Here is a 23453-nt window from a genome sequence, read left to right as displayed (position 1 = left end):
CGCGGGACCGCGCCGAAGGGACCAAAGTCCTGCGCAACGAGGGCGGAAGCCCCGCGCCGGCCGCGGCTTCGGCCGGTTGGCTTTTTCGCGTAAGCGGTGACGGGAAAGGGGAAGCGGATGACCGGCTCGGCTCCAGCACTGGTGGTCGGCGTCGACGGCTCGGCGGGCGCGCTCACGGCGGTTCGCTGGGCGGCGCGCGTCGCGCGGGAACGGAACCTCGGTCTGCGCCTGGTCCACGCCCTGCCCGAGCTGCCCCCGCCCTACCCGCGGGGCGACCCGACGTTCGAGCAGATCCAGCAGGCGGTCGGTGCGCGGGGCGAGCGCGTGCTCGCCGAGGCCCGTGCCGTCGTGTCCGGCACGGGCCTCGAGACCGTGGTGCGCTCGGAACGGCCTGCCGAGGCGTTGCTCGCCGAAGCGGAAGGCGCGGCGATGATCGTGCTCGGGACGCCGGGACTGCGCCCGCTCGGCCGGGTGCTGCTCGGGTCGGTCTCGGTGGCGCTGGCCGCCCACGCGCCGTGCCCGGTCGCCCTGATCCGGCCGCACGCGGGCGAGGACGCGCCGCCGGCCGAAGGGCCGGTCGTCGTGGGCGTCGACGGCACTCCGGCGAGCGAGGCGGCCATCGCGGTCGCGTTCGAGGAGGCGTCCTGGCGGGGTGCGCGGCTGGTCGCGGTCCACTGCTGGCACGAAGGGTTCCTGGCCGCCGTCTTCGAAGAAGGCCGGTGGACGGTGGACAGCACGGCGATGGAGGAGCACGAACACGAACTGCTCGCCCAGCGGCTGGCCGGCTGGCAGGAGAAGTACCCGGACGTCGTCGTCGACCGCGTCGTGCGGGCGGGACGCCCGGCCGAGCAGCTGCTCGGCTTCGCCGACCGGGCGCAGCTGCTCGTGGCCGGCAGCCGCGGCCGGGGCGGGTTCAGCGGCCTGGCCCTGGGCTCGACGAGCCAGTCGCTGATGTCCTACGCGCTCTGCCCGGTCGTCGTCGCCCGCGGGACCCGGGCGCACGCGAAGTAGACCACCGGCCCGACGTAGTTCACGGCGATCACCAGGGTCCACAGCCACTTCGGCCCGCGGACCCGGCCGGCGGGCCGCCGGGCGAGGTCCCACCAGGCCGCCGCGGCGAGCAGGAACTGCACGCTCGCCGCGGCGCCGATGCCCCTGCGTTGCCGAATGGTCAGCTCACGCCACCGCTTGCGCTCGCCCATGGGCTCTCCTCTCTCCGGGCTTTCAGGCAACGGCACCGGAACCCGCGCGCAAAGGGGCGAAAGGCCTCTCGGCCGGGGACCGTAGCCAGCCGCGCGAACCACCGGCCGGCTCCTACCTTGGCTGGAGAAGCGTTTCCGACGGAGGTGCAGTCATGCGTGGTCCGCTGGTGTCCGACCTGATGAGCCGGCCGGTCGTGTCGGCAGGTCCCGGGACGTCGTTCAAGGAACTGGTCGCCCTGCTGGCCGAGCACGCCATCGCGGCGATTCCGGTGGTCGACGAGCACCGGCGCCCGATCGGCGTCGTCGGTGAGGCCGATCTGCTGGCCCGGCACGGCCAGGACGCCCGGCGTGAGCGCGGGCTCGGGCGGCTGCGCGTGTGGACCAAGGCCCAAGGCCTGACCGCGCGCGAGCTGATGACCCGCCGCGTGCCGACCGTGGCGAAGGACGAACCCGTGGCCGGCGCGGCCCGGCGGCTCGTGGAGGCGGACCTGCGCTGCCTCTACGTCGTGAACGGCGCGGGCCACCTCGTGGGCGTTCTCGCGCGCCGAGACGTCCTGCGGGCGTTCCTGCGGCCGGACGAGGAGATCAGGGAAACCGTCGAGCGCGAAGTCCTGCAGCGGTCGATCTGGGCGGATCTTTCGACAGCCGGGGTCCAGGTCGACGACGGCGTCGTGACCCTCAGCGGGGTGATCGACCGGCGCAGCGAGGTGGAGCGCGCGGAGTGGCTCACCGAAGCGGTGCCGGGCGTGATCGCGGTCCGCAACCGCTTGAAGTACCTGCAGGACGACGGGACGGCCGTCCAGCCGCACTAGGAACTCCCGACGATCGGAGCCGTGATGAAGCGCATCCTGATCCTCGGCGGCGGCACCGGCGGAACCCTGGCGGCGAACCGGCTTCGCGGCGACTTCGGCGAAGGCGCCGAGATCACCGTCGTGGACCAGGACGACGACCACGTGTACCAGCCGGGGCTGCTGTTGGTGCCCTTCGGCATGGCCGATGCCGACGACCTCGTCCGATCCCGTCCCGGGCAGCTGGCCGACGGGATCGGTTACCACCGCGGCGAAGTCGGGCGAGTCGACCTCGGCACCGACCGGGTCCACCTGGTGGACGGCACGATCCTCGGCTACGACGTCCTGGTGATCGCCACCGGCGCGCGGCTGCTGCCGGAGGAGACCGACGGACTGACCGGCCCGGGCTGGCGTGCGCAGGTCGACACCTTCTACGACCTCGACGGCGCCGTCGGCCTGGCGTCGACGCTCGAGGCCTTCCACGGCGGCCGGCTGGTGGTCAACGTGATCGGCCTGCCGGTCAAGAGCCCGCTTGCGGCGCTGGAGTTCTGCTTCCTCGCCGACTGGTTCTTCACCGAGCGGGGCGTTCGCGACCAGGTCGAGCTGAGTTACGTCACGCCGCTCGACGCCGCGTTCACCACACCGGTCGCCGCGCGGACCCTGGCCGGTCTGCTCGAATCGAAGGGCGTGGAGCTGGTGACCGGGTTCGACACCGGCGAAGTCGACGGCACCCGGAACCGGCTCGTTTCCTACGACGGCCGTGAAGGCGCCTTCGACCAGGCGGTGGTCGTGCCGCTGCACGGTGGCGCATCCTATGTGGACCGTTCGCCGGGCCTCGGCGACGAGTTCGGCTTCGTCCGCGCCGACGAGCACACCCTGCGCTCCCTGGTCCGGGACAACATCTTCGTCCTGGGGGACGCCGCCTCGCTGCCCACGTCGAAGGTGAGCTCCGCAACGCACTTCGCGGGCGAGGTGCTGGCCCGCAACGTCGGCCAGTTCCTCGACGGCCGCGAACTCGACGCGAGCTTCGACGGGCACGCGAACTGCTTCGTCGAGAGCGGGTTCGGCAAGGCACTGCTGATCGACTTCAACTACGACACGGAGCCACTGCCCGGCCACTACCCGGCGGACACGGGTCTGCCGTTGCTCAAGGAGTCGCGGCTCAACCACCTCGGAAAACTGATGTTCCCGTGGCTCTACTGGCACACGATGCTGCCCGGGCGGGACCTGCCCGGCCTGCCGAGTGCGATGCCTCGCGCGGGCAAGCGGTTCCCGGTCCCGATCGACCGGCCCGCAGCCGCGCGGTGAACGAGGACCGGGTGCCCGCCGGGTCGCCGGCGGGCACCCGGGTCGCTCAGCCCAGTGACCGCCCGATCAGCTCGACGAGCTCGACGGTGCGGGTGGCGTAGCCCCATTCGTTGTCGTACCAGCCGAAGACCTTGGCCAGGTGTGCGTCGGCCTTGGTCAGCTGGGCGTCGAAGACGCACGATGCCGGGTCGCCGATGATGTCCCGGGAGACGATGGGGGCTTCGGTGTAGCGCAGGATGCCTTTGAGGTCGCCGTCGGCGGCTTCGGCGAACGCGTGGTTGACCTGCTCGGCCGTCACCGGGTGCTCGAGTTCGACGGTGAGGTCGGTCAGCGAGCCGTCTTCGACGGGGACGCGGACGGCGACGCCGTCGAGCTTGCCGGCCAGCTCCGGGAGCACCAGGCCGATGGCCTTCGCGGCGCCGGTGCTGGTCGGGACGACGTTGACGGCGGCCGAGCGGGCGCGGCGCGGGTCCTTGTGCGGGCGGTCGAGCAGGGCTTGGTCGCCGGTGTAGCTGTGGATGGTGGTGAGCAGGCCGCGGCGGATGCCGAACGCGGAGTGCAGCACCTTCACCATGGGGGCGACGCAGTTGGTGGTGCAGGAGGCGTTGGAGACGATGTGGTGGTTGGCGGGGTCGTAGTCGTCTTCGTTGACCCCGAGCACGATCGTCGCGTCGACGTCCTTGCCGGGCGCGGAGATCACGACCTTCTTGGCGCCGGCGGCCAGGTGCACGCCGGCGGCTTCGCGGGTGCGGAACTTGCCGGTCGATTCGACGACGACGTCCACGCCGTATTCGCCCCACGGCAGCTGGGCGGGGTCGGCGGTCGAGGTCACCTGGACGAGGTGGTCGCCGACGCGCAGCGCTTCGCCGTCGACGACCTCGACCGGGGTGCGCAGGCGCCCGTAGGTGGAGTCGTGCGCGAGCAGGTGCGCCAGCATCTCCGGGGAGGTGATGTCGTTGACCGCGACCACTTCGATGGGACTGTCCGGGGCCTCCAGCACGCACCGGAGGATGTCGCGGCCGATCCGGCCGAAGCCGTTGATGCCGAGCCGTACCGTCATGGGTCTCTCCCTGTCCTCGTTCGTTCCCCTTCGATGGTCTGCACCACGCGCCTTCGCGTGTAGGGCCCTTGGTCCCCGCAGGCCGGGCAGAACGGCAGCTTCGTTGTGCTTCACCGGGAAGTCCCCGGCGTCGCCGGGAGCGTGGACAACCGGTCTTCGAGGGCGGGGCACTTCGCTCCGCCCTCGGGTGACTTCCGGCCCTTTTCCGGACGGCACCCCGGGCGCCAGGGTGGATGCCGGCGAAGCGACGGGAGCGGACGATGACCGTGCGGAACAGGCGGAAACTGATCGGGCCGCATCGGCGGATGCCGGCGCAGGACAGCCTGTGGCTGCACCTGGACCGGCCGGAGAACCTGATGGTCGTCACGTCCGTGCTGTGGACCAGGACGCCGGTGGACGCCGCGCGGCTGCGGTCGCTCGTGTCGGACCGGCTGCTCGCCCGGTATCCGGTGTACCTGCAGCGAGCCGTGCGGCACGGCGGCCCGGCGCAAACGATCACCTGGGAGACCGATCCCGGCTTCGACCTCGGAAACCACGTGGTGGAGCAGGAGCTGCCCGCACCCGGAGACCAGGCGGCGCTCGAAGACTTCGTCGCCGCTCGGCGAAGCACCCCGCTCGACCCGAAGCATCCACTGTGGACCATCGAGCTGCTGCAGGGTTACCGTGACGGCAGCGCGCTCGTCTGCCGCACGCACCACGCGATGGCCGACGGGATCCGGCTGACGCAGGTGTTGTTCAGCCTCCTGGACCCGCTGGACGGTGCTACCGCTCCGCACGCGAAGGTCGGCGGTGCGGCGCCACACCGGGGAGCCGTGGCGCAGCCGGTGGTCCGGCTCGGTGCGGCCGCCCTGCGCGCGCTCGGCGACACCGGCGCGAAGGCCCAGCAGGAGGCGGCCCGCGCGCACCCCGTGCTGGAAGCCGCGGTGGCCCTGCCGGTGCTGGGAGCGACCGCGACGGTGGGCGCCACCGGTGCCGTCGCCGGGTTCCTGGCCTCGGCGCTGGACGGCGGTCCGCGCCGCGTGGTCGACACGGTCGCCAGCGCCACGACGACGGTCTGGCACAGCGCCACCGGCGCCGCGGACCTGCTCGGGCCGTCCACCGCGACCGGGCTGTGGGACGGTGAGCCCGGGGTCGAGAAAACCGCGGCGTGGGGCGAGCCGATCCCGCTGGCCGAGCTCGCCCGGATCGGCCACGAAACCGGGACGACGGTCAACGACGTCTGCACGGCGCTGGTCGCCGGCGCGCTCGACCGGTACTTCGCCGACCACGGCACCGCCCGCCCGGACCCGTCCGATCTGGGCTGGCTGATCCCGGTGAGCCTGTCGTCGTTCGACGACGAGCTGCCGGCCACGCTGGGCAACCACTTCTCGCTCGTGCTGGCCCGGCTGCCGCTGGGGCGCCGGACGTTCGCCGAGCGGCTCGCCGAGGTGCACCGCCGGGTCGCGCGGATCCGGGACTCGTACGAACCGGTGCTGACGTTCGGGATGCAGTACGCGATCGCCCGGAGCCCGGCACCACTGGGCCTCGCGTTGAGCCGGTTCTTCGCCGGCAAGGCGGTCGGGGTGCTGACGAACGTGCCCGGCCCGCGCACGCCGATGACGCTGGCCGGTGCGGAGGTCGAGGGCGTCGTCGGCTGGGCGCCGTGCAGCGGACGGCAGGCGATCACGATCTGCGTGTTCAGCTACGCCGGGCAGGTGAGGTTCGGGTTCGGCACGGACCGGAAGCTCATCCCCGATCCGGAGGCACTGGTCGCCGGGCTGGCCGCGGAGTTCGCGGCGTCGCCGTGCGCTCCGGCCGGCGCCGCATCGTCGCGTGGGTCTCGGCCCTGAGGAAGGACCCGGCGGATCGCGTCCGGCGGCCCGGCTCGCGTGAACACACGGAAAGGCAGCTGCCCGCGTGTCGGAGCCGCGGGCAGGACCGAGGCGGGCCAAGACCGTTCTCGTGGTCACGAGAACGGTCTTGGCCTGCCTGGTCATCTCGGCGTCAACGCGTCACGGCGGCGTTCGTACTCCTCCTGGTCGAGCTCGCCGCGGGCGAACCGCTCGTCGAGGACCCGGCGGGCCGCGTCGCCCGGCGGCGGTTGCGGTGCCCTGCGTGGTGCCAGTACGGCATGACCGGGCTTCTTGCCTAGTGGGCCTGGAAATGCTTCGGGGCCGCTTCGAGCGGCTGCAGCACGTCCTCGAGGTCGCGTCGCGGTGTTGCCGGTAGCGGGTCGGCGTTGGCGGGGGCCCAGCCGATGCGGAGCACCATTTGGGGGAATGATCCGCCGGTGACGTGTTCGGTGACGGTGTCGCGGACGTCGGGCAGTTCGAGCGGTTCGGTGAGGGGGCATGAGGAGAGGCCGAAGGCGTTGGCGGTGAGTAGTACGGCGCTGGTTGCTTCGCCGGCGCGCAGGCGGGACATCCGGTCGTCGGAGGCGGTGCTGAGGACGAGCAGGATGGTTTCGTCGTCTTCGGCTTTGGCGTCGGGGGGTTGGGCCAGTTGTGGGTCGGCGAAGGGGCGGGTGCGGAGTGTGCCTGGGGTGTTCTCCGGTGCGGGGGTGTTGCGGGCCGGGACGCCGTCGGGTGAGAGGTGGCGGCCGCTCCAGGCGGCCAGTTCGGTGCGGTAGGCGGGGTCGGCGGCGTGCCGCCGCGAAGCCTCCTCGATGGCGACGGCCAGGTGGTACCGCGCGGAGTTCTCGACGGCCTGCAGCACGGTGCCTTCCAGCGCGGCGGCCTTGATCATGGCCTCGACGTGCCCGCGCGGCACGGTCCAGGAGCTGTGCCGTCTCCGGTCGGTGCGCCGCCGGGGGATCGCGGCCGCCATGGCGACCTCGTCCTGCGTCGGCTGGTGCTGCCCGAGGGTGATCGCGGCGAGGTGGTCGGGCTCGTCCGGGTTGGGCAGCCGGTGCACCTCGGCGGTCCAGCCGAGCGCGGCGAACGCGATCCGGATGTGGTGCAGGGCGGCGCCGCAGCTGAGGATCAGGTCCCGTCCGTCGGGGTCGGTTTCGTGCAGGAGCCGGTCCGGATCGGCGTAGAGGTGCAGCGAGCTGTGCCCGATCCGCCAGTACCACGGCTGGGAGTTGTGCACCGACGGCGCGCGGACGGCCATCGCCACCGCGGTCTTGACGGTGAACTCGTCCGGGAATGCTCGCTCCATCATGGGCCTTCCTCATGCTCGGGATGCTCGGTCGGGTCGAGCCTCGCACCGCCCGCCTCGCCGGTAGCAGGGCCGGAATGCCCTTGGGCGGGGGACTTTCGGTGCTCCGGTGCCACGTGGGCCAAGGCGTGCGTCACCGATTCGGCCGGCGTACCGGTGGTCGGCAGCGGGTACGCCTCGGGCCACGGGTCGGCGTCCGCGCTCATGCGGTGCGCGATGCCCGGGGTCGCGTCGGACAGGGTGCCGGCACGGCCGGTGATCCGGTGTGCGGCCGTCGCTTCCGGTGCCTGGCAGCGCACCGCGACCAGCAGGCTGCTCGTCCGCCCGGCGGTCTCGGCGGCCGGTTCGCGGTGCCGCGCGGCGTTCCAGGACGCGTCCAGCACGACGGTCTCGCCCAGGGCGAGCAGTTGCCCGGCTCGGCGCACGAGTTCGGCGTAGGTCGCGTCGGTGTGGTGGTCGTCGTAGAGGCCTTGCCGGTAGCCCTCGGCGGGCCGCCGGACGGGGACGAGCCCGGCCAGCTCCTTGCGCAGCCGGTCGGACTGCAGCAGGGTCGCGCCGAGCCGGTCGGCCAGCCCGCCGGCGACCGTCGACTTGCCGGTGCCCGGTTCTCCGCCGACGAGGACCAGCCGCACCTGCCCCAGCCGGAGGTGCCGCAGCGTGAGGTCGGCGTATTCGCCCACGAGCGCGGCCGCGCCGGGGTCGCCCTGCGCGTGGCGCAGGCAGGCGACCTTGACCCGGACGAACGCCCGGTAGGCCAGGTAGTGGTGCACCAGGGCCGGGGGAGCGGGGTCACCGGCGAACTCGCGGTAGCCGGCGAGCAGCCGTTCCCCCAGCTCGGGTGCGCCGAGCCGGTCGAGGTCCATCGCGAGGAAGGCGACGTCGTCGAGGACGTCGACGTGCCGGAGGTGATCGTCGAACTCGAGGCAGTCGAGGACCCGCGGACCGTCGTCGAGGCAGAAGACGTCGTCGGCGAGCAGGTCGCCGTGGCCGTCGACGACGTGTCCCTCGCTGATCCTGCGGTCGAACAAGGGTCCGCGCCCGGCGAGGAAGCCCTCGGCCAGCGCCTCGATCTCGAGTGCGGTGGCCGGGTCCAGCACTTCGCCGTGGAAGGGACGCACCTGCGCGAAGCTCGCGCGCCACCGGTTCCGGACCGCGTCGCGCGTCGCGTCGGCGCTGATGCCGGGGCCGCGTTCGGCCCGCGCGTGGAAGGTGGCGAGCCGCCGGGCCAGCCGGCGGATCGTCGCGTGCAGCGGCTCGTGCCGGCGGACCAGGGTGGACAGGCGGCGGTCTTCGGGCATCCGGCGCATGACCACGAGGTGGTCCCGCGCCGCGCCGTCCAGGCCGGTGACGTCGGCGACGCCGAGGTAGACGTCGGGTGCCAGCCGCCGGTTCAGCTCCACCTCCCGGTGGCAGACCCGCTCCCGCGTCTCGCGGGCGGTGAAGTCGAGGAAACCGAGGTCGACCGGCTTCTTCAGCTTGTAGGCGAGGTCCCCGACGAGGAAGACCGCGCCGATGTGGGTTTCGTGCACAGCGGCCCAAGGCGCGTTCATGCCCCGAGGATCGCCGTTCGACGTGCGACGCCGAAGGGCGTTAGGTCACCGGCCGGGAGGCGGAAGTCCCGGGCCGGGCCGCGCTCGGCCGCGGAACGCGTCACCGCGGCCCGGCCGCCCCGACCGCGGTGCGCAGGCGCGCGGCGGCGTGTTCCGGGGCCACGGTCGTCACCGGGACACCCGTCGCCAGCTCCAGCCCGGCCGGGATCTCCAGGCGCGGCACGAGCTGCAGTGACCACGCCAGGAACGGTGCGGTCTCGTAACCGCCGGGCGCGGTCCGCACGACGATGTTGTAGGCCGGGTCACCCAGCTCGGCGTGCAAGGCGGCGAGGACCGCACGCAGGCACCGGGCCGTCGCCTGGATCTCTCCGGCGCTCGCGGCGGCGAAGTCCGGTGCTGCCCGGTGCGGGAGGATCCGGACCTCGTAGGCGGCGATCGGCGCGAACGGCGTGTAGGCGACCACGTGGTCGTCCGCGAAGACGACCCGCTTGCCCTCGCTCAACGCCGCTTCCCGCTGTTCGTCGGCGAGCCGACGGCCGTGGTCGAGGTGGTGGACGCGCGCCGTCTCCAGCTCGCGCCGCGTTCCCGCGGACAGCACGGGCAGCCCGGCGACCTGGGAATGCGGGTGCCGCAGGGAGATCCCGGCCGCGAGGCCGTGGTTGCGGAACACGACGACCTGAGCCGCCGCGGGCCGCAGCGCGCGGTGCCGCTGCTGCCAGGCGGTGAGCACGTCGGCCACCTCGGCGTCGGTGCCGGTCGCAAGGTCCCAGTCGTGCCGGGGCGACTCGATCACGATCTCGTGCTTGTCGGACAGCGCGTACCGGTTCGGGACCGTGCGGACGCGCCAGTCCGGTCCCTCGCCGGGCAACCGCCAGCTTTCCGGCGGGGTGTCTTCGGTACCCGGGCAGAACGGGCAGCCGGCTCCGGTCGCGCTGTGCGGGCGCGCCCGGCGGCCCTGGGCAACCACGGTCCAGTCCTCGGTTTCGGCGTTCCAGCGCAGTTCGCCACCGTGCCACGAACGAGCCGTCACGACGCTCGCTCCCGCCGGAACCCGGGGACGGCAAGCTCATCGACATCGACCGTCTGCATCCGGGGACCTCTCGCTCGGCGGGCGGCTTCCAGCGTCGGTCCTGGGGAGGGACGCCGCCAGGGTCCTAGGTCACCGGATCGGCGGCCGCGGAAACGGACGCATGGCCCACCGGAGCGGGACCGTGGGCTCTTCGCCGTCACCGTGGCCATCGGTGATGCTGGGCCGCGCTCCCCGTTCCCCGGTCGCGCGGAAGGCAGGACAGATGCCCACCTCGATGTGGTTCACCCGGTTGCGGCACAGCGTCCTGCCCGGGCGCGACACCGTGGCTCGTCCGTCGGATCGGCTCCAGGGGGCCGTGCTCCTCTGCGTGATCGTGTCGTCCCTCCTCGCGGGGGCGGGTGCGGTCCTGCTCGGAATCGGCATCCACGCCGGGCAAGCGGCCGAGTCCCGCGCGCAAACCGCCGCACGCTACGAGGCGACGGCGGTTCTGCTGGCCGACGGTCCCACCGCCGGCACCGTCGGCCGCGGCGGCGTCCCGGGCGAATCCGGGCCCACCCGGGCGTTCTGGCTGACGCGCACCGGGCAGCGGCACGTCGGCGAGGTCGACGCGCCGGCCGGAACGGTCGTCGGCAACCAGGTTCCGGTCTGGCTCGATGCCGCCGGCACGCCGGTCGACCGCCCGCTGACCCCGATCGCGGCGGCCGTCGACGCGGCGGTCGTCGCGATCGGGCTCTGGGCGGGCGTGGTGTTCCTCCTCGTCCTGGCCCACGTCGGCGTGGTCGCCGTGCTGAACCGGCTGCGCCTCGCCCGGTGGCAGCGGGAGTGGTTCGCCCGGCAGCCCGGGCCCACCCGCCGAGATGACCAAAGTCCCGCCGGCTCGTGACCGCCGGCCACAGTCGGCCGGGGGCCGGTTCCGCGATCGTGGGGCCCCACCGTCCAAGAGGAGTGAACATGAAGGCCGCCGTCGTCACGGATTTCTCGTCGCCGCTCGAGCTGCGTGAGGTACCGATCCCGGAACCGGGCGCCCAGCAGATCCTGGTCCGGCTGGAATCCTGCGGGATCTGCCACACCGACATCCACGCCGCCCACGGGGACTGGCCGGTCAAGCCGCCGTTGCCGCTGATCCCCGGCCACGAGGGCGTCGGCATCGTCGAGCGGGTCGGCGCGGGCGTGCCGGAGAGCCGGATCGGGCAGCGGGTCGCGCTGCCGTGGCTCGGCTCGGCGTGCGGCGAATGCGGTTTCTGCGTGTCCGGTTGGGAAACCCTGTGCGAGTCGCAGCAGAACACCGGGTACTCGATCGACGGCGGCTATGCCGAGTACGCCGTCGCGAACGCGCGCTACGCGGTCCCGGTGCCCGAAGGTGTCCCGCCGATCGAGGCGTCCCCGCTGACGTGCGCCGGTGTGACGACGTACAAGGCGGTCAAGGTCGGCAATGTCCGGCCGGCGGACCGGGTCGCGATCTTCGGCGTCGGTGGCCTCGGCCACCTCGCCATCCAGTACGCCCGCATCGCCGGCGGCTTCGTCACGGCGGTCGACGTCGAGCCCGCGAAGCTCGGTCTCGCCCGCGAACTCGGTGCCGACCGCGTGGTCGACGCGAGCGCCGCTGACCCGGCCGAAGCCATCCAGGCCGACGGCGGCGCCGACGTGGCGATCGTCCTGGCCGCCGCGCCGAGTGCCTTCGAACAGGCCCTGCGTTCGCTGCGCCGGGGCGGCCGGCTGGTGTGCGTCGGCATCCCGGCGGACGGCGTCCTCCCGGTCCCGATCTTCGAAGCGGTGATCAAGGGGATCTCGGTGCTCGGCTCGATCGTGGGTACCCGCAAGGACCTGGCGGAGGTGTTCGCGCTGCACGCCGCCGGCCGCACCACGGTGACGGCCGAGACGCGGAAGCTGGAGGACGTCAACGACGCGTTCGGCGAGGTCCTGGCCAACCGCGTTCCGGCGCGTCTGGTCATCGAGTTCTGACCGGCTGAACGATCCGGCTCCGGCCTCAGGGCGTGGGCACCGTCAGGGACGCCATCGCCCGGAGGACGGCGCCGGAACGCTCGGCGTCCCAGGTCACGTCCGGATCGGGCTCGAGGAACGACGACGCGATCCCGGCGAGCCCGAGTGCCGGCACGGACCATTCGGCCTGCCGCGTCGCCCCGAACGGCCGGGCCGCGGTCCGCCGCTCCGCTATGTCCGGTGTGGACAGACCCATCAGGATCAGCCCGCGCAGCGCGGCACTGGCCACGGTGGCGACCGTGGCGAAGCTCGTGCCGTACCCGGGCCGCAGGCGATAGCCGAACAGCCCGGCGACGTGCTGCCACGACGCGGCCACCCGGTCGACGAACCCCTGTTCGGACCGGCGCAGGGTCTCCTGGACGCGGTCTCGCAGCTCGCCGTCCCCGAGGCTGAGGAACGTCGCGTGCAGGGCCAGGTAAGTCCGCCACTGCGCGGAACCGTACAGCGCGTCGAAGTCCGCGAGCGCGGCTTGGCGGATCACCTCGACGAGCAGGCCGTGGCGCCCTTCGGGAGAGGCGAGGTCGCCGGCCCGCTCGGCCACGATCCCCCGGATGAGGCCGGCGATGGCGTCGTTGGCCGCGGCGGTGGGGATCGCCGCTTTCGCCAGTTCGGCCACGACGTCGCTGAAGAAGAGGTCTTTGTACGGCCAGTGCCGGTACACGGCGCTGCGTGCCACGCCGGCTTCCCGGATCACGTCTTCGAGGCTGAGGTGGTCCAGGCTCACGGTCAGGCCGGTCCGGTTGATCATCTCCAGTGCGGCCGACAGCATCCGGTCGGCTGTTTCCCCGTCGGAGAGCCGGCGGGCCCGGCGGCCCAGCCCGGTCGGTCCGGGTACGGAATCGGCCATGGCGCGCCCTCCTGGGGACTTTGGACTCTATGTCTCAAGTTTCAAGTCTTGGATTCTTCAAGTCCATGAAACCACGTGTCCCAGGAGGTGACGGGTGATGTGGCCGTACTCGGAGGAGCGGTTGCGGGCGATGTACGCGGGCGGCCGGGCCGATCCCACCGCGCGCCGGTTCGCCAGGTTCTGGGCCTGGGTGTTCGCCCTGGGTCTGCTGCCCCGGCGGTGGGTGACGCTGGAGGTCCGGGGCCGCCGCACCGGCCGGACGCGGTCGTACCCGCTGGGCATGGCCGACTGGCAGGGCGCCTGGTACCTGGTGCCGATGCTCGGCGAGCGGAGCGGCTGGGTCCGCAACGTCCGTGCCGCACACGGGCAGGTCGTCCTCCGGCGCGGCCGGCGCCGGACCTGCCGGCTGAGCGAGGTTCCCGTGCCGCAGCGGGCGCCGATCCTCGAGCGTTACCTCGCCACCGTGCCCGGCGCCCGTCCCCACCTCCCGGTCGGCCCCGGCGCCTCGCGGGCCGACTTCGCCGCCATCGCGGCGCGCTACCCGGTCTTCCGGGTCGATCCCGTGGCCGGCGCCCGTCGGCACCACACCGAGGAGGCAACGCCATGACCACCACCACCGGCTCGGCCGAGCCCGCCGCGCCCCGCCGCCGCAAGCGCCACTGGCTGCGGTGGACCCTCGCCGCCCTCGTCGCCGTCATCGTCCTCGTCGTGGTGACGGTCCAGCTGTACGTCGCGAACGCGCCGGCGCCCGCACCCCTCACCCTGCCCGCCGCGACCGAACAGCCCACCGGCCCGCTCGCCGGCACCTGGGAGGCCACCGGCGGGTCCGCGGCCGGGCTCCGGATCAGGCAGACGGTCCTGTTCGCCGAAGGCGACGTCGTCCAGCGCACGCAAGCCGTGACCGGGCAGCTGGCCGCCACGGCCACGGCGATCACGACCGCGACGTTCGCCGTCGACCTCACCACCCTCACCGACGACGGCACCGCCAACGGGCGGAAGACACCCCAGGTCGCGATCAGCCTCGACACCGGCCGGTACCCCACCGCCACGATCGCCCTGAGCCGGCCGGCGGACGTCGGCGCCGGGTTCGGCTCCGGCGCCACCGTCACGACGACCACGCCGGCGGCGATGACCCTGCGCGGCCGGACCCACCCGGTGACCGTCACCCTCACCGCCCGCCGCGACGGCGACCTCCTCCGCGCCGCCGGCTCGTTCCCCGTCGCGTTCGCCGACTGGGGCATCGCCGCACCCGAGGGATACGGCGCCCTCGGCTCGCTCGCCGATCACGGCACCGCCGAATTCCTCCTGGTCCTCCGCAGGCACTGACCGGTTCTCCGGCGACAGGAGCGAGTCGGTCAAGAGGTCGCGGAAGCGGGGCGTTGGACCGGCGGGGGGAGCGGATTCGCCCGTGTGCCAGCGGTTTTCGCGAAATCCAAGTGGTCTATACCAATCAGGGGCCCATCGGCACGCCGCCCGGTGACATTCGGCCCCTGTCCGGCCGGGTGGCCGGTTCCACGCTGGAGAATCGCGCAATCCGTCTCGACGGAGAGGAGGACCCGCGATGCTGGTTTGCCCTGTCGTCGCGCGACATCGCGGGCCGAGCCATGACTGAAGCCGAGCTCGCCGGCCTGGACGCCGAAACCCTGACCATGATCCTGGAGGCGATCGGGGAGTTCGCCGACCGGAACCTGAAACCCGAGCTGCTGCTGCGGCTCGACCACGCGGACGAGTGCCCGGAGGAGCTCGTCCGCCGGATGTGCGGGGACGACCTCGGCATCCACCTGCTGTTCGTGCCCGAGGACTACGGCGGGATGGGGGCGGGCAGCCTCGACGTGTGCCGCGTCTGCGAACGCATGGCCGGGATCGACCTCGGCGTCGCCACCAGTGTCCTCGCCACCGCGCTGGGCAGCGACCCGATCGCCGTCGGCGCGACCCCGGAGCAGAAGAAGACGTGGCTGAGCCGCATGGCCGGGGAAGGACTGCTGTTCGCCTACGGGGCAACGGAACCCGAGGCCGGCAGCGATCTCGGGGCGCTCAAGACCGTCGCCGTCCCGGTCGTCGAGGACGGCCGCACCACCGGGTACCGGATCACCGGCCGCAAGCAGTGGATCAGCAACGGCGGCATCGCCGACGCCTACAGCGTGCTGGCCGACGCGCCGGGCGGGCCGAGCTGGTTCGTCGTCGAGCGGGACGCGCCCGGGTTCACGCGGGCGAAACCCGAGGACAAACACGGGATCCGGCTGAGCAACACCGCCGCGTTGTTCCTCGACGAGGTCCCGGTCGGCCTCGACGCGCTCGTCGGCGGCGTGGAGGGCCAGGGCCTGTGGCAGGCCCAGCAGGTGTTCGGCTACACCCGGCTGATGGTCGCCGCCTTCGGGCTCGGTGCGGGCTGGGCGGCGCTCGACCGGGCGATCGCCTACGCCGCCGACCGGATCCAGGCCGGCGGCCCCCTGTCCCGCAAGCAGGGGTACACGCACAAGCTGATCGTGCCGCACGCCGCGCGGCTCGAAGCCGCCCGCGCGTACATCGAGGAGACCGCGACCCGGCTGGACACCGGCGAACGGGGGCTGAACACCGAGGGGGCCATCGCCAAGTACCTCGCCACCGAAGCGGGCAACGCCGCCGCGGACGCCGCGATCCAGGCCCACGGCGGCTACGGCTACACCCACGAGTACCTCGTCGAAAAGATCAAGCGCGACGTCCGGATCACCACGATCTACGAAGGCACGTCGGAGATCATGGAGATGACGATCTCCCGCGACCGCTGGCAGCAGCACCTCAAGACCCGCGGCCGGTACTACCACGACCGGGCCGCCGAACTCGAAACCCTCGCCGCGGCCGGTCCGGGGGCCGGCGCCGCCACGGCGGCACTCGGTCTGCACGTGCTCGCCGAGCTGCTCGAACGCTGCCGCATCGAGCGGCTCACCCGGCACCAGCACGTCCTGCTGCGCCTTGGCGAACTCATCGCGTACGCCGAATGCGCCGCCGCCCTGTGCCGGCGTGCCGCGCGGGCCGAGCTGCCGTCGAAGGCCGACCGGCGGTTCGACAAGGACGCACTCGCCGTCCTGGCGCGGGTCTTCGCGCGGGAGGCGGTGCTTCGCGTGGCGACCACCGGGCTGCAGCTCGTCCAAAGCAGCGCCGGCACCGCGGTGGCCGACCTGCCCTCGGCGCTGCGGCTGCCCGAGGTCACCGCGAGCCAGGCCGGTGGGCTCGCCGACTGCGATGCCCTCGCCGGCATCCTCAACGCCCGATCCGGAGGCAAGTGATGCACGAGCCATCCCACGAGCGCGCCGTCGCGATCGTCGGCGTGAGCGCGATCATGCCCGACGCGCCGGACGCGGTGGCCTTCTGGCACAACATTGTCCAGGGCCGCTACTCGATCAGCGACGTCCCGCCGGAACGGTGGGACCCGGCGCTGTACTACGACGCCGATCCGGCCGTGCCGGACAAGACCTACTCGAAGATCGGCGGCTGGGTCCGCGAGTTCGAATGGGACCCCCGGCACTGGCGCCTGCCGGTTCCGCCGAGGGTCGCGGCGTACATGGACGACGCCCAGAAGTGGGCGGTGAACCTGGCGCGGGCGACGCTGCTCGACTACGGCTGGCCGGAGCGGAAGCTGGACCACGACCGCACCGCCGTGATCGTCGGCAACGCACTGGCGGGGGAGAAGCACTACCAGACCGCGCTGCGGATCAGCTTCCCCGAGTTCGCCCGGGAACTGGAGCGCTCGGCGGCGTTCTCGGCGCTGCCCAAGGCGACCCGGGCCGCGATCGTCGACGAGGCCCGGCACGGCCTGCGGGAAACCATCCCGGACGTCACCGAGGACAGCATGCCCGGTGAGCTGGCCAACGTCATCGTCGGCCGGATCGCCAACCTCTTCGACTTCCACGGGCCCAGCTACGTCACCGACGCCGCCTGCGCGTCCGGCCTCGCCGCCATGGCCGCCTCGATCGAAGGCCTGATCAACGGCGAGTACGACGCGGTGCTCACCGGCGGCATCGACCGCAACATGGGCATCGCCGCCTACGTCAAGTTCTGCAAGATCGGCGCCCTCTCGGCCACCGGCACCCGGCCGTACGGGAAGGGCGCGGACGGGTTCGTGATGGGCGAGGGCGGAAACCTGTTCCTGCTCAAGCGGCTGGCCGACGCTGAGCGCGACGGCGACCGGATCTACGCGGTGCTGCTGGGCATGGCCGGCTCGAGCGACGGCAGAGGCAAGGGCATCACCGCGCCCAACCCCGTGGGCCAGCGGCTCGCCGTCGAGCGGGCCTGGCGGCTGGCCGGCGAAGACCCGGCCACCTGCTCGCTGGTGGAGGGCCACGGCACGTCCACCGCGGTCGGCGACGTCGTCGAGGTGCAGGCACTGGCCGAGGTCTTCGGCTCGGCACCGGCCGGGTCGATCCCGCTCGGCTCGGTGAAGTCCAACATCGGCCACCTCAAGGGCGCGGCCGGGACGGCCGGGCTGTTCAAGGCGGCGATGGCCCTGCACGAAAAGGTGCTCCCGGCGACCCTGCACGCCGAGGTGCCGAACCCGCAGATCGACTTCGCCCACGGGCCCTTCCGGCCCAACACGGAGATCCGCGAATGGGCCACGCCCGCGGCCGGCATCCGCCGCGCCGGGGTGAGCGCGTTCGGCTTCGGCGGCACGAACTTCCACGCCGTGCTGGAGGAGTACGTCCCCGGGCGCCACCGCGACCCGGAGCGGAAGGCCGTGTCCTTCGCCGGGGCGGACCTGCCCGCGAAGACCGAGCCCGCCCGCGGCGCGTTCGTCGCGGGTGCCGCCGACGAGCGCGGGCTCGCCGACCGGCTGCGGCAGGCCGCCGCGGGCGAGACACCGCCGGCGGGACCGCCGTCGACCGCCGATCTCGCCGCGCCGGTGCGGATCGCCATCGACTACGGCGACCCGGCCGAGCTGGCCGGCAAGGCGAACCGTGCGCTGCAGGCGCTGGACCGCGGCAACCCGGCGATCTGGAAAGCGCTGCGCGCCCAGGGCGTCTTCCTCGGCCGCGGGCGGCCCGGCAAGGTGGCCTTCCTCTACACCGGCCAGGGCTCGCAGTACGTCAACATGCTCCGGACGCTGGCCGCCCGCGAGCCGGTGGTGGCCGAGACGTTCGCGCAGGCGGACGCGGTGATGACCCCGCTGCTCGGCGAGCCGCTGACCCGGTTCCTGTTCGCCGACGGGGCCGACGCCGTCGCCCAGGCGGAGCGGCGGCTGTTGCAGACCGAGATCACCCAGCCCGCCGTGCTGGCGGCCGACCTCGCGCTGACCCGGCTGCTGGCCACCCACGGTGTCCGGCCGGACCTCGTGATGGGGCACAGCCTCGGCGAGTACGGCGCGCTGGTCGCCGCGGGGTCGCTCTCCTTCGAGGACGCGCTGGAAGCCGTCAGCGCGCGCGGCAGCGAGATGGCCCACCTCACGGTCGAGGACAACGGCGCGATGGCCGCGGTCTTCGCCCCGCTCGACGAGATCGAGCGGACCGTCGGGGAGATCGACGGCTACGTCGTGATCGCGAACGTCAACAGCACGAGCCAGGCGGTGGTCGGGGGCGCCACCACGGCGGTCGAAGCCGCGGTCCAGCGGTTCACCGCGGCCGGGCGCACCGCCGTGCGGCTGCCGGTCAGCCACGCCTTCCACACCGCGATCGTCGCGCCGGTGAGCGACCCGCTGCGCGCGACCCTGCGGCGGCTCGACCTGAAGGCGCCGGCGCTGCCGGTCGTCGCGAACGTCGACGGGCAGCTGTACCCGGCCGGGCCGGACGCCCCCGAGCGGATGCTCGACATCCTGGGCCGCCAGGTCGCTTCGCCGGTCCAGTTCGTCAAGGGCCTCGAGACGCTGTACGCCCAAGGCGCGCGCGTCTTCGTCGAAGTCGGCCCGAAGAAGGCACTGCACGGCTTCGTCGAAGACGCGCTCGGCAGCCGGCACGACGACGTGCTGGCCCTGTTCACCAACCACCCCAAGCAGGGTGACCTGGTGTCGTTCAACCAGGCCCTGTGCGGGCTCTACGCCGCGGGGATCGGCGCCGCCGAGGCGGCCGCGCCGAGCCCCGCCACCCCGAGGACGGCGACCGTGACTCCCGACCTGACCACCGACCGCTACACCGAGCTGGGCCACCTGGTGGCCGACTTCTTCGCCCGGAGCCAAGCCGTGCTGGGCGGCGCACCCCCCGCCGCGGCGGTGCCCGCGGAGACCGAGCCGGTGGTGATCACCGGCGCCGCCCTCGGCCTGCCCGGCACCGAGCGCGTCTTCGACGACGCCAACGTGGGCCGGATCCTGCACGGCGAGCAGTTCATCGGCGCGATCCCGCAGGCGTTCCGCGAAGCCATCGCCGACAAGCACATCACCCGCCTGGTCAAGAGCGAGAACGGCGCGCCGCGCTTCGAGAGCATCGACACCCCGGACGACGTGATCAAGCTCGCCGCCCGCGCGGGAGCGCTCGACGTGGTCGAGGAGTTCGGCGTCGACCCCGAACGCGACCAGGCCCTCGGCGAGTGCACCCGGCTGGCGATCGGCGCGGGCTTCGACGCGTTGCGAGACGCCGGGATCCCGTTGTCCCAGCACTACAAGACCACCACGGTCGGCGGGAAGCTGCCGGACCGGTGGGGCCTGCCCGAGGCGCTGCGCGACGACACCGGCGTGATCTTCGCGTCCGCGTTCCCCGGCCTCGGCGAGTTCGCCGAGGACGTCGAGCGCTACCTCGCCGACCGGCACCGCCGCCACGAACGCGACACCCTGCGGGCGATCCGCACCCGCGCCGAGGGTGACGTCGCCGCGGAGCTCGACCGCCGGATCGCGGCGCTCGACGTCGAGATCGCGGCTTCGCCGTTCACCTTCGACCGCCGGTTCCTGTTCCGGGTGCTGTCGATGGGGCACTCGCAGTTCGCCGAGATCATCGGCGCCCGCGGGCCGAACACCCAGATCAACTCCGCCTGCGCCAGCACGACGCAGGCGATCGGGCTGGCCGAAGACTGGATCCGGGCGGGCCGGTGCCGCCGGGTCGTGATCGTCGCGGCCGACGACGCGACCTCCGACCCGCTGCTGGAGTGGGTCGGCGCCGGCTTCCTCGCCAGCGGCGCGGCCGCCACCGACGCGGCGGTCGAGGACGCCGCCCTCCCGTTCGACGGCCGGCGGCACGGAATGCTGCTCGGCATGGGCGCCGCGGGGATGGTCGTCGAATCCGCCGCGGCCGCCCGGGAACGCGGCCTGCAGCCGATCTGCGAGGTCCTCGCCGGGGTGAGCGCCAACAGCGCGTTCCACGGCACGAAACTGGACGTCGAGCACATCTCCGGGGTGATGGAGACCCTGGTGGCGCAGGCGGAACGGAAGGGACTGGACCGGCACGCGATCGCGCCGGAGACGGTGTTCGTCTCCCACGAGACCTACACGCCGGCCCGCGGCGGCAGCGCCCAGGCCGAGATCGACGCGCTGCGCAAGGTCTTCGGGCCGGCCGCCGACAGCGTGATCATCGCCAATACAAAGGGGTTCACCGGTCACCCGATGGGTGTCGGGATCGAAGACGTCGTCGCGATCAAAGCCCTGGAAACCGGGATCGTGCCACCGGTGCCGAACTTCAAGGAGGTCGACCCGTCGCTGGGCCGGCTCAACCTCTCGGGCGGCGGCGCCTACCCGGTGCGGTACGCGCTGCGCCTCGCGGCGGGGTTCGGCTCGCAGATCAGCATGGTGCTGCTGCGCTGGACCCCGGTCGCCGACGGCCGTCACCGCGCGCCCGCCGAGCTGGGCTACGAGTACCGGATCGCCGACCGGGCCGCGTGGCAGCGCTGGCTCGCCGACCTCGGCGGCACGGAGCTCGAAGTCGACCACCGGCGGCTGCGGATCGCCGACCACCCCGTCGAACGGGCTCCCGAGCCTGCCGCCGAGCCGGTCGCCGCGCCGGTGCCCGCCGGCGACGGCATCGCCGAGCAGGTCCTCGCTGTGGTGGCGGAGAAGACCGGTTACCCGGAGGAGATGCTGGAGCTGGACCTGGATCTGGAGGCGGATCTGGGGGTGGACACGGTGAAGCAGGCGGAGGTGTTCGCGCAGGTCCGGGAGCGGTTCGGGATCGAGCGTGACGACACGCTGAGGCTGCGGGACTACCCGACGTTGAGCCATGTGATCGGTTTCGTCCGCGACCGGTCGGTTGCCGAGGCCGAGCCCTCGGTGGACACCGTGGAGGCCGAAGTCCTGTCCGTGGTCGCCGACAAGACCGGTTACCCGGAGGAGATGCTGGAGCTGGACCTGGATCTGGAGGCGGACCTCGGGGTGGACACGGTGAAGCAGGCGGAGGTGTTCGCGCAGGTCCGGGAGCGGTTCGGGATCGAGCGTGACGACACGCTCCGGTTGCGGGACTACCCGACGTTGGCCCACGTGATCGGTTTCGTGCGCGAGCGTTCCGGCCCGGCGACCGAGCCCGAGGGGGACCCGGTGGAAGCCACGGTCCTCGCCGTGGTCGCCGAGAAGACCGGTTACCCGGAGGACATGCTCGAACTCGACCTGGATCTCGAGGCGGATCTGGGGGTGGACACGGTCAAGCAGGCGGAGGTGTTCGCGCAGATCCGGGAGCGGTTCGGGATCGAGCGTGACGACACGCTGAGGCTGCGGGACTACCCGACGCTCGCCCACGTGCTCGGCTTCGTGCGCGAACGCGCCTCGACGACAACGGCCGTCGAGGTGTCCGCAGGAGAAGAGAGCCCCGCCGAAACCGGCGCCTTCCCGCGCCGCGTGCCGGTCGCGACCATCCGGCCGCCGCTGGAGTTCTGCCGGGCCACCGGCGCCGAACTCGGTGCGGGACAGCGGGTCCTCGTCGTGAGCGACGCCGGCGGAGCGGGCGCCGCGCTCGCCGGACGGCTTGCCGCCCGCGGCGTCGACGTGCTGCTCGCCGAGCCGGGCGACGACCGGCTCGGCGACGGGCCCGTCCACGGCGTCTACTGGCTCCCGGCCCTCGACCACGAAGGCCCGATCGAGGCCATGGACCTCGAAGCCTGGCGCGAAGCCAACCGGATCCGGGTGAAGCTGCTGTACGCCACGATGCGGAAGCTGTACGACCAGGAACCGTTCCTCGTCACCGGCACCCGGCTCGGCGGCCGCCACGGCTACGACGAAGCAGGCGCGTACGCTCCGCTCGGCGGCGCGGTCACCGGGTTCGCCAAGGCGTACGGGCGCGAGCGCCCCGACGCACTGGTCAAGGCGGTCGACTTCGGCGCGGAGGCCACCAGCGAGGAGATCGCCGACGCCCTCGTCGAAGAGACCCTCGCCGACCCGGGCGCGCTGGAAGTCGGGCGCGCAGACGGCCTGCGGTGGAGCGTCACGGTCGAAGAGCGGCCGTTCGAGGGCGAGGGGACGACCCTGGACCCGGACACGGTGTTCGTCGTGACCGGCGCGGCCGGCAGCATCGTCTCCGCGATCACCGCCGACCTCGCGAAGGCTTCCGGCGGGACCTTCCACCTGCTCGACCTGACGCCGGAACCGGATCCGCAGGACACCGACACCACCCGGTTCACCACCGACCACGACGGCCTCAAGGCCGACCTGATCACCCGGCTGACCGACAATGGCAAGCGCCCCACCCCGGTGCAGGTCGAGCGCGAACTGGCCCGCTACGAGCGGCTCGCCGCCGCGCGGGCGGCGATCGACGCCGTGCGGGAGGCGGGCGGCCGGGCGCACTACCACTGCGTCGACCTGACCGACGCCGACGCCGTGGCGCAGGCGCTCGCCGGGATCGAGCGCGTCGACGTGCTGCTGCACGCCGCCGGGCTCGACATCAGCCATGCCCTGCCGGACAAGGAACCCCGCGAATACGACCTCGTGTTCGGGGTCAAGGCCGACGGCTGGTTCACCGTGCGCAAGGCGCTCGGCGACCACCCGCCCGGCACCACGGTGGTGTTCAGCTCGGTCGCGGGCCGGTTCGGCAACCTCGGCCAGACCGACTACAGCGCGGCCAACGACCTGCTGTGCAAGCTCACTTCGGCGACCGGCGGCCTCGCCGTCGACTGGACGGCGTGGGCCGGCATCGGCATGGCCACCCGCGGCTCCATCCCGAAGATGATGGCGCGGGCCGGCATCGAAATGCTGCCGCCGGAGATCGGCGTTCCGTGGATCCGCCGCGAGCTCACCGAGGGTGCGCACCGCGGCGAGGTCGTGGTCGCGGGCGAGCTGGGCGCGCTCGTCGGCGAGCGCGACGGCATCGACGCGGCACGTTTCCCCGCCGGGCCGATGACCGGCGAGGTCGAGCGGATGAGCGTCCACAGCGGACTTTCCGTGCGGACCACGCTCGACCCGGGCGAGCAGCCGTTCCTCGGCGACCACCGGATCGACGGCACCCCGGTGCTGCCCGGCGTGCTGGGCATCGAGGCCTTCGCGGAGGTCGCCGCGCTGCCGCTGCCCGGCTGGCGGCCGGTGGCGATCGAGGACGTCGAGTTCCTCGCCCCGTGCAAGTTCTACCGGGACGAGCCGCGCACGCTCACGGTCACCGCGGCGTTCCGCGCGGACGGCGACGGCCTGGTCGCCGACTGCGCGCTGACCGGCAGCCGTCAGC

General features: G+C 72.9%; 16 protein-coding genes and 1 pseudogene. 10 read left to right on the top strand and 7 right to left on the bottom strand.

The genetic code is table 11. The features are described 5' to 3' along the window. Positions 1–117: 117 nt before the first annotated feature. A complete protein-coding gene (locus ACWEGE_RS43140) occupies positions 118–1011 on the top strand; it encodes a universal stress protein (RefSeq protein WP_449666298.1) in 894 nt (297 codons plus the stop codon). Here ACWEGE_RS43140 and ACWEGE_RS43135 read toward each other — a convergent pair. Further along, positions 957–1202 (bottom strand): PLDc N-terminal domain-containing protein, encoded by a 246-nt coding sequence (locus ACWEGE_RS43135; RefSeq protein ID WP_449666297.1) that lies wholly within the window; start codon positions 1200–1202, stop codon positions 957–959. The two genes, ACWEGE_RS43140 and ACWEGE_RS43135, sit on opposite strands and share 55 nt — an antisense overlap. Positions 1203–1354: 152 nt before the next feature. Here ACWEGE_RS43135 and ACWEGE_RS43130 point away from each other — a divergent pair, with 152 nt between their 5' ends. Further along, complete coding sequence (locus ACWEGE_RS43130; RefSeq protein ID WP_449666296.1) at positions 1355–2014, top strand: CBS domain-containing protein; 660 nt, start codon at positions 1355–1357, stop codon at positions 2012–2014. A 24-nt stretch (positions 2015–2038) separates the two neighbouring features. Then, entirely contained in the window at positions 2039–3298 is a 1260-nt protein-coding gene (locus tag ACWEGE_RS43125; RefSeq protein WP_449666295.1) for an NAD(P)/FAD-dependent oxidoreductase, read from the top strand. 46 nt (positions 3299–3344) lie between these two features. On the opposite strand, the gene gap is transcribed toward ACWEGE_RS43125, so the two are convergent. Next, positions 3345–4358 carry a type I glyceraldehyde-3-phosphate dehydrogenase gene (gene gap, locus ACWEGE_RS43120; protein ID WP_449666294.1) on the bottom strand — a complete coding sequence of 338 codons (1014 nt, stop codon included), beginning with the start codon at positions 4356–4358 and terminating at the stop codon, positions 3345–3347. Positions 4359–4618: 260 nt separating this feature from the next. Between gap and ACWEGE_RS43115 the strand changes: the two genes are divergently transcribed. Next, positions 4619–6187, top strand: coding sequence for a WS/DGAT domain-containing protein (locus tag ACWEGE_RS43115; protein ID WP_449666293.1), 1569 nt, complete (start codon positions 4619–4621; stop codon positions 6185–6187). A gap of 143 nt (positions 6188–6330) precedes the next feature. Here the strand turns inward: ACWEGE_RS43115 and ACWEGE_RS43110 are convergent, their stop codons facing one another. From ACWEGE_RS43110 to ACWEGE_RS43095, 4 genes are all read right to left on the bottom strand, one after another. Continuing rightward, complete coding sequence (locus ACWEGE_RS43110) at positions 6331–6462, bottom strand: SHOCT domain-containing protein (RefSeq protein ID WP_449666321.1); 132 nt, start codon at positions 6460–6462, stop codon at positions 6331–6333. 23 nt (positions 6463–6485) lie between these two features. Further along, positions 6486–7496, bottom strand: a complete 1011-nt coding sequence (locus ACWEGE_RS43105) for an Acg family FMN-binding oxidoreductase (protein WP_449666320.1) — start codon at positions 7494–7496, stop codon at positions 6486–6488. Further along, the gene (locus ACWEGE_RS43100; protein ID WP_449666292.1) at positions 7496–9046 is read right to left on the bottom strand and encodes a bifunctional aminoglycoside phosphotransferase/ATP-binding protein; all 1551 of its coding nucleotides are present in this window, start codon (positions 9044–9046) and stop codon (positions 7496–7498) included. Before ACWEGE_RS43100 ends, ACWEGE_RS43105 begins: the two co-directional genes overlap by 1 nt. A gap of 100 nt (positions 9047–9146) precedes the next feature. Further along, a complete protein-coding gene (locus tag ACWEGE_RS43095; RefSeq protein ID WP_449666291.1) occupies positions 9147–10076 on the bottom strand; it encodes a galactose-1-phosphate uridylyltransferase in 930 nt (309 codons plus the stop codon). A 262-nt stretch (positions 10077–10338) separates the two neighbouring features. Between ACWEGE_RS43095 and ACWEGE_RS43090 the strand changes: the two genes are divergently transcribed. Both ACWEGE_RS43090 and ACWEGE_RS43085 read left to right on the top strand, forming a co-directional pair. Next, positions 10339–10959, top strand: a complete 621-nt coding sequence (locus ACWEGE_RS43090) for an Rv1733c family protein (protein ID WP_449666290.1) — start codon at positions 10339–10341, stop codon at positions 10957–10959. Positions 10960–11027: 68 nt separating this feature from the next. Further along, the gene (locus ACWEGE_RS43085; protein ID WP_449666289.1) at positions 11028–12038 is read left to right on the top strand and encodes a zinc-dependent alcohol dehydrogenase; all 1011 of its coding nucleotides are present in this window, start codon (positions 11028–11030) and stop codon (positions 12036–12038) included. Positions 12039–12063: 25 nt separating this feature from the next. Here the strand turns inward: ACWEGE_RS43085 and ACWEGE_RS43080 are convergent, their stop codons facing one another. Next, on the bottom strand, positions 12064–12924 hold the full coding sequence (locus ACWEGE_RS43080; RefSeq protein WP_449666288.1) for a TetR/AcrR family transcriptional regulator: 861 nt from the start codon (positions 12922–12924) through the stop codon (positions 12064–12066). 97 nt (positions 12925–13021) lie between these two features. On the opposite strand from ACWEGE_RS43080, the gene ACWEGE_RS43075 reads away from it, so the two are divergent. From ACWEGE_RS43075 to ACWEGE_RS43060, 4 genes and pseudogenes are all read left to right on the top strand, one after another. Continuing rightward, the gene (locus ACWEGE_RS43075) at positions 13022–13531 is read left to right on the top strand and encodes a nitroreductase/quinone reductase family protein (protein WP_449666287.1); all 510 of its coding nucleotides are present in this window, start codon (positions 13022–13024) and stop codon (positions 13529–13531) included. Next, positions 13528–14250, top strand: coding sequence for a YceI family protein (locus ACWEGE_RS43070; RefSeq protein ID WP_449666286.1), 723 nt, complete (start codon positions 13528–13530; stop codon positions 14248–14250). Before ACWEGE_RS43075 ends, ACWEGE_RS43070 begins: the two co-directional genes overlap by 4 nt. A 278-nt stretch (positions 14251–14528) precedes the next feature. Beyond that, the gene (locus ACWEGE_RS43065) at positions 14529–16190 is read left to right on the top strand and encodes an acyl-CoA dehydrogenase family protein (protein ID WP_449666285.1); all 1662 of its coding nucleotides are present in this window, start codon (positions 14529–14531) and stop codon (positions 16188–16190) included. Beyond that, positions 16190–23392 (top strand): annotated as a pseudogene (locus ACWEGE_RS43060) (SDR family NAD(P)-dependent oxidoreductase); the annotation flags it as partial. The gene ACWEGE_RS43065 and the pseudogene ACWEGE_RS43060, both read left to right, overlap by 1 nt. Positions 23393–23453: the final 61 nt, after the last annotated feature.

The organism is Amycolatopsis sp. NPDC004747 (assembly GCF_053601335.1).
This window is presented reverse-complemented; position numbering and strand designations above follow the sequence as displayed.